Raw genomic sequence first — 12,524 nt, 5'->3', positions numbered from 1 at the left:
TACGTACGGTGGTGTGAGAGGACGAGGGTTAGTCACCCTCTCCTACTCGATGAAAACGGATGGACGGGCCGCCCCTATCGCCAGGCGCCGTCGGGCGTTTTAGGCTTTGCTTGGCGGGGCGCCCGTCGTTTCGATGACAGTGTGGAGCGAAAGGAGAGGCCCTGATGTATGTGATGACGCAGTCCGGTTGGCTGGAGGTCATTTGCGGCAGCATGTTTTCTGGCAAATCGGAAGAACTGATCCGCCGCATCCGCCGCGCCCAGTTTGCCAGGCAGGAAGTGAAAGTGTTCAAACCGACAATCGACAACCGCTATAGCGAGGATGCCGTCGTATCTCACAACGGCAATTCGGTGATCGCCATTCCGGTCGCAACGCCTGCGGAAATGTTTCGCTACATTTCCACCGCCACCGATGTCGTCGCCATCGATGAAGTGCAGTTTTTTTCCGATGACATCATCGACGTCGTGCAAACGCTCGCAGACCGCGGCTACCGCGTCATCGCCGCCGGATTGGATCAAGATTTCCGCGGCGAACCGTTCGGACCGGTGCCAGCGCTTATGGCGATCGCCGAATCGGTGACGAAACTGCAGGCGGTATGCACGGTATGCGGCTCCCCAGCCAGCCGGACACAGCGGCTCATTAACGGTGTGCCTGCCTCGTATGATGATCCGGTCATTTTGGTTGGCGCCAGCGAAGCGTACGAACCGCGTTGCCGCCATCACCATGAAGTGCCGGGCAAACCGAAAAAGCGGCATGGCCGCCCGCTTGCTGAACACAAAGGCGAATGAGAGCAGGACGTAGCCACGAAACGGTAGCATTGGCGAATGAGCCCGGCGCCACGCGCTTCGCAATCGGGTTGAAGGGATGAGGCAGCCACGGAACGGCAACATTGGCAAATGACAGCCGGCCGCGGCATGTGCCGGGTTTTCCGGCGCTTGCCAACCGTGCTCGTAAGTCACGGGAAAAGATGGCGATAGGCAAAAGGCCGCCAGCCGTTTGTTCAATGACTGTGCCGCCCCATAACGATCATAAATACCGATGTGTGCCTGATTGTTCCATCGCTATCTGGCCCGATAAGTCGTCCGTGAATGACGGCTTGGCTTTCCCGATGTTCACGCCGTTTGGAAAAAAAGGATCTCTCCCAGCCGGAGAGGATAAATATTATGACTTGTCCCGGGCATCCTAACAGCAGGGAGGCGAAATCATGAAACGCATCTGGCTGTTAGGGGTTGTTTTGCTTCTTTCTGCCTGCTCGCCCGACCCGGATCATCCGTCCTACCGCCAGCAAAGCGAAGATCAAAACGGCACGCGGCTGATGACGGACGGGCGGCCGAAAATCGATGCCGACAGCGACTTGTACAACAATTTTGACGATCCGGAAAAAACGCGGCAAAATCCGAACTTCATTAGTTTGACCGAAGGAAGCGAAAATCAGCGCGCCGATACGCGCAAAGCCGCGCAACTCATTGAACGGCACACCGATTATCGCGCCGGCTCCATCTGGTTTCACGGCGGCAATATGTATGTGACGGTCGATGTGCCGGATGAGCTGTCTGCCGAAGAGCGGCAACATGAAGCGAGCCGCATTGACAAACTGTTGACCAAAGCGATTCCGACGTATGAAATTATCGTGCGCTTGAACTGAAAGCTCCCGCTTATGAAAAGCGGGGGTTTTTGTTTGGCTTTGGTTCATGCTATAATTTAAAATTAGACTGTGCTGAAAAACAGAGGTGAATAATGTGTTTGACCGGTTAGAGGCTGTCGAACAACGGTATGAAAAGTTAAATGAACTTTTAATGGATCCCGAAGTCATCAACGATCCGAAAAAGTTGCGCGATTATTCGAAAGAGCAGGCCGATTTGGCGGAAACGGTGCAAACGTACCGTGAATACAAGTCGGTTCGCAACCAGCTCGCGGATGCGAAGGCAATGCTCGAGGAAAAGCTTGAACCGGAGCTGCGCGAGATGGTGAAAGAGGAAATTGCTGAACTCGAAGAACGGGAAGACGCGCTCGTTGAGAAGCTGAAAGTGTTGCTCCTGCCGAAAGACCCGAACGATGAGAAAAACGTCATTATGGAAATTCGCGCCGCTGCCGGCGGTGAGGAGGCGGCGCTGTTCGCCGGCGACTTGTACCGGATGTATACGCGCTATGCCGAGGAGCAAGGATGGAAAACGGAAGTGATCGAAGCGAGTCCGACCGGTCTCGGCGGCTATAAGGAAATTATTTTTATGATCAACGGAAAAGGGGCGTACTCGAAGCTCAAGTTTGAAAACGGCGCCCATCGCGTCCAGCGCGTGCCGGAGACAGAGTCAGGCGGACGCATCCATACATCGACGGCCACGGTCGCCTGTTTGCCGGAAATGGAAGAAGTCGAAGTCGAGATTCACGAAAAAGACATTCGCGTCGACACGTTTGCTTCGAGCGGTCCGGGCGGGCAAAGCGTTAATACGACGATGTCGGCTGTGCGCCTCACCCACATTCCGACCGGCATTGTTGTCACTTGCCAGGACGAAAAATCGCAAATCAAAAACAAAGAGAAAGCCATGAAAGTGTTGCGCGCCCGCATTTACGACAAATACCAGCAAGAAGCGCGCGCTGAATATGACCAAACGCGCAAGCAGGCGGTCGGCACCGGCGACCGTTCCGAGCGCATCCGGACGTACAACTTTCCGCAAAACCGCGTCACCGACCACCGCATCGGGCTGACGATCCAAAAGCTTGATCAAGTGCTCGATGGCAACTTGGATGAAATTATTGAGGCGCTCATTTTGGACGACCAAGGAAAAAAATTGGAGCAAGCGAACGATGCGTCGTAACGTACATGAAGTCCTCGCCTGGGCTTCTTCTTTTTTACGCGCCCACGGAAAGGAAGAACGGGCGGCGGAATGGCTGTTGTGCCATCATTTAGCCACCGACCGGGCCGGGCTGTTCGCCCGTTGGCGTGAGCCGGTTGAGGAAGCGGTGTATGAACGGTTTGCCGCCGACGTGCGCCGCCATGCGGTCGACCATGTGCCGATCCAATATTTGATCGGCTATGAATCGTTTTACGGACGGCCGTTCCTTGTGAACCGTCATGTGCTCATCCCGCGCCCGGAAACGGAAGAGTTGGTGCTTGGCGTCCTTGAGCGCGTGCCGCGCCTATTTGCCGGCCGGGAGCGGATTGATGTCGTCGATGTCGGCACCGGCAGCGGAGCGATCGCTGTGACATTGGCGCTAGAGAACAAAGCGTTGTCGGTGACTGCCACCGATATTTCCGAAGCAGCGCTCACAGTCGCTCGGGAAAACGCTCGCCGGCTTGGGGCAAGCGTTTCGTTTTTGCGCGGCGACTTATTGCAGCCGCTCATCGAACAAGGACGAACCGTCGATGTGGTCGTTTCGAATCCGCCGTACATTCCCGAGGCCGATGCTGCGTTGCTCTCTCCGGTCGTGAAAGACTACGAGCCGCACACCGCGCTCTTTGGCGGCCGCGACGGGCTTGACTTTTACCGCCGCTTCGCTCGCGATTTGCCGCTTGTGCTCGGCGTCCCGGCGCTTGTCGCGTTTGAAGTCGGCGCCGGACAAGGGGAAGCGGTCGCTGCGCTTTTAGCGGCAGCGTTTCCCGAGGCGCGGGTCGAAGTGGCCTTTGATTTGAACGGCAAGGACCGAATGGTTTATATGACAAGAAAAAATTAGATTCATAGGTTTAAAATGAGGCGGCGCCGTCCACAATGAGAGGTGAAAGGACGGTGCCGATGATGAGAATGAAGGGAAATTCCATCGCTGTATGTTTATATATCATTCTATTAACAACAGGCGTCCTCGTTCAGCTGTACGGCCAGCAGACCGATGCTGGGGCCAACGCCGCGGTCGCGGTTCCCGACGAGGCGGTTCGCTTGCGCATTTTAGCCAACAGCGATGCGGCTGCTGACCAAGAATTGAAACGAAACGTGCGCGATGCGGTGAACGCGCAAATCAACAGCTGGGTCGCTGAACTGACGTCGTTCGACGAAGCGAAGCGCGTCATCCGCTCCCGCCTGCCGGACATTGAACAGACAGTCGCTCGCGTGCTCCGTGATGAGCAAAGCAGCCAGTCGTACAAAGTAGAGTTTGGCCCGGTTCGCTTTCCGACGAAAGTGTATGGCGACTACGTCTATCCGGCCGGCACGTACGATGCGGTCCTCATTACGCTCGGGGAAGGGAAAGGGTCAAACTGGTGGTGTGTCTTGTTCCCGCCGCTTTGTTTTCTCGACTTTTCCAACGGTGACGCTGTGATGATGAGAGCGGAAGAAAGGCCGGCAAACGAGACAAGTAAGCCGGCACCGGCCGAGGCCGATCAGCCCGTTAAGAGAAAGCAGAGTGACAAGGAGGCGGTGCAGCCGGATGAACAAGAAGGCGGGAGCACCGCGGCGGCCATGGAGAAGACGGGGCGCCGCGCAGCGGCCGAGGACACGATAAGTGCTGAGACAGATAGTGTGAGCAAAGATGTGGATGACGTGGGGATTCGTGTGGGCGGTGTGGACAATGAGGCAGACGACGCGAGCACCGCTGCGAAGAACACGGGCGAGGATGCGAGTGAAGGGGGAGGAATAGACGGCGGAAACGCTTCTCCTGTCGTCATCGCTGAGCCGGAACAGCGGATCGAAGTGAAATTTTTCTTCAAAGAGTGGCTGGCCCATCTCATTCCATAAGATCCTATCCACAAAGTTATCCACAAAAATAACAGATTTATTCACAACTTGTGCATAACTATGGACGGGCGGCGAAAACCGGTTCAGCGCTTCCGGACAAAGCCGCTATCTTCAAGGCGAATCAAGGCGATAGAGAAGGTGAAACGATTGAAAACGCGTGTTTGGACTGTGGATAATATTGTTGATAAACAGCAAATTTATCCACAAATACAAGAGGCGGCCGAATGGCTGCGGGCCGGGGAAGTGGTGGCGTTCCCGACGGAAACGGTGTACGGCTTAGGGGCGGATGCGGCCAATACGGCAGCGGTGGGCAAAATTTTTGCCGCCAAAGGGCGGCCGAGCGACAATCCGCTCATCGTTCACGTCGCGAACGTAGCGCAAGTGGAAGCGATCGCCGCAGCGATCCCGCCGGTCGCGAAAACGCTAATGGAGCGGTTTTGGCCGGGGCCGCTCACCTTAGTGTTGCCGAAACGGGCCGGGACAGTGTCCGAACGGGTGACGGCTAACCTTCCGACCGTGGCGGTGCGCATGCCGGATCACCCGCTGGCGCTCGCCTTGATCGAGGCGAGCGGCTTGGCGCTTGCCGCTCCGAGCGCCAACCGGTCAGGAAAACCGAGCCCGACGACGGCCGCCCACGTGCTCGCCGATTTAAACGGGCGCATCGCCGGGGTGATTGATGGCGGGCCGACCGGCATCGGCGTCGAATCGACTGTGCTCGATTGCAGCGGGGAGGTGCCGACGATTTTGCGCCCGGGCGGGGTGACGAAGGAGGCGCTGAGCGAAGCGGTCGGCCGCGTTGAGGAGGCCGTCGGCATGGGAGATGAACAGACAGCGCCGAAAGCGCCGGGGATGAAATATACGCATTACGCGCCAAAAGCGCCGCTTTCGATCGTCTCCGGCCCGCCGTCGTTGTTGCAGCAGCTTGTCGATGAAAGCCGGGCGGGGGGAAAAACCGTCGGTGTGCTGACGACTGAAGAAAACAAAAGCCGTTATGCCGCTGATGTCGTGTTGGCGTGCGGGACGCGCCGCGAGCTCGAAACGGTCGCCCATCGCCTGTACGATACGCTGCGCCGATTTGATGAGACGGGCGTCGACCTCATTTACAGCGAGGCGTTTCCAGAAGAAGGGATCGGCGTTGCGATCATGAACCGGTTGAAGAAAGCAGCCGGCGGGCGCGTCATTCGCGAATAGCGGAAACGAAAGCGCCCGTTGGCTAAAGCGCAAAGAAGCTGACGCAAAAGGTCATCTGCTAGTGAAACGAATCCATTTGATGTGTATATAGAGCGGTGAAAAAGGGGGTCTCATTGTGTTGCGGCACCCTTTTTCTTTTCGCCGTTCTGCACATGAAGCCGTCTTTCCCCCTGTATGACCAGTTTGCTTCTAAACGATTCTGGACGTGCATATGTTAGCAGTAAGGCCAGTCCGGGAGGGAAGGGGAATGGGCGCGTTAATCGGCGAAATGATCGCGCTGTCGCTAATGGCGCTGGCGCTAGGGATGGACGCATTTTCGGTCGCTCTAGGAATGGGGCTGTTGCGTCTTCGGCTTCGGCAAATTTTTTATATTGGGCTCACGATCGGCTTGTTTCATATTTTTATGCCGCTTGTCGGCATGGCAGTCGGCCGCTTTTTGTCGCGCGAGTTCGGCAGCATCGCTACTTATGCGGGCGGGCTGTTGCTATTATGGCTGGGCGGGCAAATGATCGTTACATCGTTTCAGCGGGGAGACGGGTCACCGTTGTTTCCGCGCGGGGCGGGGCTGCTTTTTTTTGCGTTCAGCGTTAGCCTCGACAGCTTTTCGGTCGGGCTAAGTCTTGGCATTTTCGGGGCGCGGACGATGGTGACGATCCTTCTGTTCGGCCTATTCAGCACGGTATTGACTTGGATCGGGCTGTTGGTGGGCCGCCATTTTCAGCAATGGCTCGGTTCATACAGCGAAGCGCTCGGCGGCAGCATTTTGCTCGCGTTCGGGCTGAAGCTGCTCTTTTCGTGAAAAATCGGGGCAGGCGATGCCGGCTTTTTCATTTACGTGGGAAAAAGCGGACTGCCTGCTTTTTTTTGCTCTTTTTCCTATGGTATATTGGTGGTAGGCCATTGTTGTGAAGAGGTGGTTGTCATGTCGTACCGCATTTTGTTCGTCTGCACAGGCAATACGTGCCGCAGCCCGATGGCAGCGGCATTGCTTGAGAGCAAGCAGCTGCCCGGTGTCGAGGTGAAATCGGCTGGGGTGTTTGCTGCGGAAGGAAGCGAGGCGTCCGCCCATGCGAAAACGGTGCTGAAAGAAAAGGGGATTGACGCATCCCACCGTTCCTCGCCGTTAAAAAAAGAGCATATTGATTGGGCGACGCATGTGTTGGCGATGACGTCCGGCCATAAAGAGATGATCATTGGCCGTTTTCCGGAGGCGAAAGACAAAACGTTTACGTTAAAACAGTTCGCTTCAGGAACAGACGGTGACATCGCCGATCCGTTCGGCGGCCCGGTCGAGGCGTACCGGGCGGCGCGCGATGAGTTGACGGCGCTCATTGACCGCTTGGCGGAAAAATTGCAAGAGAGACAATGATCTGACATGATCGGTGAGGGGGAAAACGATGGGGGGAACAGATCGTTCGTTTGGTTTGCGCCTGAAGCTTGTCGTCTTTACGACGGCGCTGGCGCTCATTACATATTCAACGAGCGCCTTGTTCTTGTATGTGTTGTACGATTGGTGGTTTGCATCGTTCAATAAAGGCGTGTTCACGATTATTGTGCTGCTGCTCGGCATTTTTTGGTCGGGGGTGCTCGCCTATGTCGCGGCCGGCTGGATTACGAGGCCGCTGCAACGCCTCGAAGAAGCCGCTGTGAAGGCAGCCGGCGGGCACATTGAAGCGGACGTCCCGCTCCCTCCGTCCAATGACGAAATCCGCTCGCTTGCTGTCGCTTTCAACCGCATGCTCGGCCATTTGCGCGCGGTCGTCGCCAACATTGAAGAAAACGCGGTGCGCACGAACGAAAAGACGGCAGAGATAAAAGAAGCGTCTGAGGCGGCGGCGGGCCGTGCGCACGACATCGCGGCGACGATTGACGACATCTCCAAAGGGGCAGCGGCCTCGGCTGAAGCGACGCAGGCGGCAGCCGCGGCGGTCGAAGATGTGCTTGCCATCGCCGAGCAAGTGAAAGGGACGGCCGAGCGCGCCGAACAATCCGCGCAGGCGATGGCAGAAACGCTCAAAGCGAGCTGCGATGCGATCCGTTCCCTTGTCGACGGCATCGGACAGCTCGCCGACGATCAAGAAAGGTCGCGGGCAGTCGTCAAACAGCTTGAAGGAAACGCCAAACAAATTGGCAATATTACGTTGCTTGTCGCCGATATTGCCGAGCAAACGAACTTGCTGGCGCTCAACGCCTCGATTGAAGCCGCCCGCGCCGGCGAGCATGGCCGCGGCTTTGCCGTTGTGGCTGAAGAAGTGCGCAAACTAGCCGATGAAAGCGCTAAAGCGGTCAAGCAAATCGCTGAACTCGTCGGCAACATTCAAAACGAAGTCGCCCATGTTGTGGCACAAATGGACAAGCAAGTAGCCGCTTCCAACGCTGCGGCGGCCAAAGGGGAGCGCACGAACGCGGCCATTGCGGCCATGACGGCGTCGGCGGATGAATTGATCCGCGCCGTCCATGAGATCGCCGGGTTGGCGAAAAATCAGATGGTGCATATGGGGCGAGCCGCTGCACAGGCGCAAGAAGTGGCAGCGATTGCCGAACAGACATCCGCCGGTGCGCTCGAAGTCGCGGCGGCGACGCGGGCACAAACGGCAGCGATCGGCGACGTGCACAAGCTGGCCAACGAGCTCGTCGAACAGGCGGAACAGCTGCAGGCAGCGGTCGCCCGTTTTCGCGCCAGTTAACATGACAGGCGCACCGACAAACACGCTGTCGACTTCGCTGCCGGAAACAAAAAAACCGCGCTAGCATCATGTGATAGGGTATCGATGAAACGCCCGCTCCGAGAGACAAGGGGCAGAGCGAACAGAAAGGAGACGAACGAACATGAAAGTGGCCATTGCTTCCGACCATGGCGGAATTCGTATCCGTGAAGAAATTAAAGCCCTTCTTGATGAAATGGGCATCGAATATACCGATTTTGGCTGCGACTGTGAAACGTCGGTCGATTACCCGGATTACGCGCTCCCGGTCGCTGAAAAAGTGGCGCGCGGCGAGTTTGACCGCGGCATTTTAATTTGCGGGACCGGCATCGGCATGACGATCGCCGCCAATAAAGTGAAAGGGGTGCGCTGCGCCCTTTGTCATGATGTTTACAGCGCCAAACTGACACGCATGCATAACGACAGCAACATCCTCGCGATGGGGGAGCGCGTGATCGGCCCTGGCTTGGCGCGTGAGATCGCGAAAGCGTGGCTCGAGACAGAATTCGAAGGCGGCCGTCACGCGCGGCGGATCGACAAAATCGCCGATTATGAAAACGAACATTTGTAAAAAATAAAAGGCGCATCGTTTCGCAAAAATTGCCGGTATATCGGCGCATCAATAAGGGGGGGATGGCCATGGACGCACCATTGACCGAATGGCGGCAACAATGGCAAGCCATCTTGCGCGCGTTTCGCGAACAGGCGCCGCTTGGCCGCGGCCACATTGTGGTGGTCGGCTGCAGCACGAGCGAAGTGTTTGGCGAGCGAATCGGCACGGCCGGGTCGATGGATGTCGCCGCCATGCTTTTTGCCGAGCTTGAGGCGTGGCGGCGTGAAACCGGCATTGAGCTGGCGTTTCAATGTTGCGAACATTTAAACCGGGCGCTTGTCGTTGAGCGGGAGACGGCGCGCGCTCACGGGCTGGAGGTCGTTTCCGTCGTTCCGGTGCCGCAGGCGGGGGGAGCGATGGCCGCTTACGCCTATCGAAATCTCGCGGATCCGGTCGTCGTCGAGGCGATTCGCGCCGACGCCGGGATCGATATCGGCCATACGCTCATCGGCATGCATTTGAAGCCGGTCGCCGTCCCCGTGCGCGTCCCGGTGAAGCAAGTCGGAGCGGCGCATGTGACGTTGGCGAAAACACGGCCGAAGCTGATCGGCGGCGCCCGCGCTGTCTATTCGTTGGAAAATCCGAATGATTCCTGCACTTTCTAGTCATTTTATTCACTTTTTCTTTGGATTTGTCCGGTGAAAGCTGATAAAATAAAAACGGATATTCACTGAATTTTATGTAAGGGGGAGCTATTGATGAACTACTTGCCACAACAAGATCCGCAAGTGTTCGCGGCCATCGAACAAGAGCGGAAGCGGCAGCACGCGAAAATCGAGCTGATCGCTTCGGAAAACTTCGTCAGCCGCGCCGTCATGGAAGCGCAAGGATCGGTATTGACGAACAAATATGCGGAAGGCTATCCGGGCCGACGCTATTACGGCGGCTGCGAGTACGTCGACGTGGTCGAAGATTTGGCGCGTGAACGGGCGAAGCAGTTGTTCGGGGCAGAGCATGTGAACGTCCAGCCGCATTCCGGAGCGCAGGCGAACATGGCCGTCTATTTCACCGTCCTCAAGCCCGGCGACACCGTGCTCGGCATGAACTTGTCGCATGGCGGACATTTGACGCACGGCAGCCCGGTCAATTTCAGCGGCATCCAGTACAACTTTGTCGAATATGGCGTCGATCCGGAAACGCATGTCATCGACTATGACGATGTGCGCGAAAAAGCGCGCCTCCATCGGCCGAAGCTGATCGTCGCCGGCGCCAGCGCCTATCCGCGCGTCATCGATTTTGCCAAGTTTCGGGAAATCGCTGATGAAGTCGGTGCCTATTTAATGGTCGATATGGCCCATATTGCCGGTCTTGTTGCGGCAGGTTTTCATCCGAATCCGGTGCCGTACGCCCACTTTGTCACGACGACAACGCATAAAACATTGCGCGGCCCGCGCGGCGGGATGATTTTATGCCAAGAGCAGTTTGCGAAACAAATCGACAAATCGATTTTCCCTGGCATTCAAGGCGGCCCGCTCATGCATGTCATCGCTGCGAAGGCAGTCGCGTTGGGCGAGGCGCTGCAAGAGGACTTTAAAGTGTACGCCAAGCGCATCATCGACAACGCCCAGCGCTTAGCGAACGCCTTGCAAAAAGAAGGGTTCACCCTTGTCTCCGGCGGCACGGACAACCATTTGCTGCTTGTTGACTTGCGCCCGCAGCAGCTGACAGGGAAAACAGCGGAGAAAGTATTGGATGAAGTCGGCATTACCGTCAACAAAAACACGATTCCATATGATCCGGAAAGCCCGTTTGTCACGAGCGGCATCCGCATCGGGACGGCCGCGGTCACGACGCGCGGCTTCGGCTTGGAAGAAATGGATGAAATCGCCGCCATTATCGGTCTCGTGCTGAAAAACAAAGATAATGAACAGGCGCTTGAAGAAGCGCGCCAACGCGTCGCCGCTTTGACGGAAAAATTCCCGCTCTACCAAGACTAAGGAGACAACGGCAATGGAACGCTCCCGTCTGCGTTCACATGTAGACATGGGGGTCTTCTCGGCTCAGAATGGGCGAGGCACACTGCCAATGATCGGTTCGGCAGTGTGCCTTTTCCTTTGTTTCAACAGTTGAACGGGCGCCCGTTTTCCAGTAGAATGTATAGAAGTGTACTGCCATACATACGGAAGAGGAGATGACCCATGGGAAAAGTGTATGTATTTGACCATCCGCTCATCCAGCATAAACTGACGTACATTCGCGACAAGCATACAGGTACAAAAGAATTTCGCGAGCTCGTTGAAGAAGTGGCGACGCTGATGGCGTTTGAAATTACGCGCGACCTTCCGCTTGAGGAAGTGGAGATCGAAACTCCTGTCAGCCGGGCGAAAGCGAAAGTCATCGCCGGCAAAAAGCTAGGCGTCATCCCGATTTTGCGCGCCGGTATCGGCATGGTGGACGGCATTTTGAAGCTCATCCCGGCAGCGAAAGTCGGCCACGTCGGCCTATACCGCGATCCGGAAACGCTCAAGCCAGTGGAATATTACGTCAAGCTGCCAAGCGATGTCGAAGAGCGCGATTTCATCATCGTCGATCCGATGCTCGCGACCGGCGGCTCGGCAGTGGCGGCGATCGAAGCGTTGAAAAAGCGGGGGGCGAAAAGCATTAAGTTTATGTGCCTGATCGCGGCGCCGGAAGGGGTCAAGGCGGTGGAAACGGCGCACCCGGACGTCGACATTTACATCGCCGCCCTTGACGAGCGGCTGAACGACCACGGTTATATCGTCCCCGGCCTCGGCGATGCCGGCGACCGGCTGTTTGGAACAAAATGACAGTCAGCTGAACAAGACGCCGCGCATACGGCGAACAAAAGGGTGCCCGCATGGCCGGGACACCCTTTTTCGGCATACATATGGAAACCTTCTTGCGTTATGATTACCTGCGACGCCGCCTGCTATGGCGGGAAGCTGAACGGCCAAGTCAGGCAGAAAGAGCAGCTAAAAATAAAATATACCATTATACATGATATTTGTGAAAAGAAAATGAGAAATTGTCACAAATTATTAATATTTGCCCTGTGTTAATGAGGTTTTGTGTGGAAATACATTGACATTAACCTAGTGGTATTGTATGCTTTACAGGGGGTAGATTGAGAAGGTTTTCATTATATTTAAAGGGTGTATTGGCATGTCGAAAAAGCAGCGCCACCCATTTCAAGCTATGGCGTTAATGTCCGCCATCGTCTCCCAGCTTGTCGGCTCGATTTTAATTGGTATTTTTGGCGGAAGATGGGTTGATAATAAGTTTGATACGGAGCCGATCTTTTTAATCGTCGGCTTATTGCTTGGATTGACGGCCGGCGTCTATGCGATGCTGCGGCTGATCCGCCAATATTTCTCTGAGGAGTAACAA

Annotated in this window: 14 protein-coding genes; all 14 read left to right on the top strand. The window is 56.2% G+C overall.

The window, feature by feature from the left end; genetic code table 11:
- The first annotated feature begins 164 nt into the window (after window positions 1-164).
- Window positions 165-788 (top strand): thymidine kinase, encoded by a 624-nt coding sequence (locus tag M493_RS16470; RefSeq protein WP_020961524.1) that lies wholly within the window; start codon window positions 165-167, stop codon window positions 786-788.
- 416 nt (window positions 789-1,204) lie between these two features.
- Window positions 1,205-1,645, top strand: a complete 441-nt coding sequence (locus tag M493_RS16465; protein ID WP_020961523.1) for a hypothetical protein — start codon at window positions 1,205-1,207, stop codon at window positions 1,643-1,645.
- A 94-nt stretch (window positions 1,646-1,739) separates the two neighbouring features.
- Complete coding sequence (prfA, locus tag M493_RS16460; RefSeq protein WP_020961522.1) at window positions 1,740-2,816, top strand: peptide chain release factor 1; 1,077 nt, start codon at window positions 1,740-1,742, stop codon at window positions 2,814-2,816.
- Complete coding sequence (gene prmC, locus M493_RS16455) at window positions 2,806-3,672, top strand: peptide chain release factor N(5)-glutamine methyltransferase (RefSeq protein WP_020961521.1); 867 nt, start codon at window positions 2,806-2,808, stop codon at window positions 3,670-3,672. The genes prfA and prmC overlap by 11 nt, the downstream gene beginning before the upstream one ends.
- A 59-nt stretch (window positions 3,673-3,731) precedes the next feature.
- Complete coding sequence (spoIIR, locus tag M493_RS16450; protein ID WP_051391606.1) at window positions 3,732-4,667, top strand: stage II sporulation protein R; 936 nt, start codon at window positions 3,732-3,734, stop codon at window positions 4,665-4,667.
- Between the two features lie 147 nt (window positions 4,668-4,814).
- Window positions 4,815-5,858, top strand: a complete 1,044-nt coding sequence (locus M493_RS16445) for an L-threonylcarbamoyladenylate synthase (RefSeq protein ID WP_020961519.1) — start codon at window positions 4,815-4,817, stop codon at window positions 5,856-5,858.
- A 247-nt stretch (window positions 5,859-6,105) separates the two neighbouring features.
- Window positions 6,106-6,657: a manganese efflux pump MntP family protein gene (locus M493_RS16440; protein ID WP_020961518.1), complete on the top strand. Its 552-nt coding sequence runs from the start codon at window positions 6,106-6,108 to the stop codon at window positions 6,655-6,657.
- Window positions 6,658-6,780: 123 nt separating this feature from the next.
- Window positions 6,781-7,227, top strand: coding sequence for a low molecular weight protein arginine phosphatase (locus tag M493_RS16435; RefSeq protein ID WP_020961517.1), 447 nt, complete (start codon window positions 6,781-6,783; stop codon window positions 7,225-7,227).
- 28 nt (window positions 7,228-7,255) lie between these two features.
- On the top strand, window positions 7,256-8,545 hold the full coding sequence (locus tag M493_RS16430; RefSeq protein ID WP_020961516.1) for a methyl-accepting chemotaxis protein: 1,290 nt from the start codon (window positions 7,256-7,258) through the stop codon (window positions 8,543-8,545).
- 142 nt (window positions 8,546-8,687) lie between these two features.
- Window positions 8,688-9,134, top strand: a complete 447-nt coding sequence (rpiB, locus tag M493_RS16425; protein WP_020961515.1) for a ribose 5-phosphate isomerase B — start codon at window positions 8,688-8,690, stop codon at window positions 9,132-9,134.
- Window positions 9,135-9,202: 68 nt separating this feature from the next.
- On the top strand, window positions 9,203-9,781 hold the full coding sequence (locus M493_RS16420) for a TIGR01440 family protein (RefSeq protein ID WP_020961514.1): 579 nt from the start codon (window positions 9,203-9,205) through the stop codon (window positions 9,779-9,781).
- A gap of 93 nt (window positions 9,782-9,874) precedes the next feature.
- Complete coding sequence (glyA, locus tag M493_RS16415; RefSeq protein WP_020961513.1) at window positions 9,875-11,113, top strand: serine hydroxymethyltransferase; 1,239 nt, start codon at window positions 9,875-9,877, stop codon at window positions 11,111-11,113.
- A gap of 201 nt (window positions 11,114-11,314) precedes the next feature.
- Window positions 11,315-11,944 (top strand): uracil phosphoribosyltransferase, encoded by a 630-nt coding sequence (gene upp / locus M493_RS16410; protein WP_020961512.1) that lies wholly within the window; start codon window positions 11,315-11,317, stop codon window positions 11,942-11,944.
- A gap of 355 nt (window positions 11,945-12,299) precedes the next feature.
- The gene (locus tag M493_RS16405; RefSeq protein ID WP_020961511.1) at window positions 12,300-12,521 is read left to right on the top strand and encodes an AtpZ/AtpI family protein; all 222 of its coding nucleotides are present in this window, start codon (window positions 12,300-12,302) and stop codon (window positions 12,519-12,521) included.
- Window positions 12,522-12,524: the final 3 nt, after the last annotated feature.

The sequence above is a fragment of the Geobacillus genomosp. 3 genome (genome assembly GCF_000445995.2).
Taxonomy (GTDB): Bacteria; Bacillota; Bacilli; order Bacillales; family Anoxybacillaceae; genus Geobacillus.
This window is presented reverse-complemented; position numbering and strand designations above follow the sequence as displayed.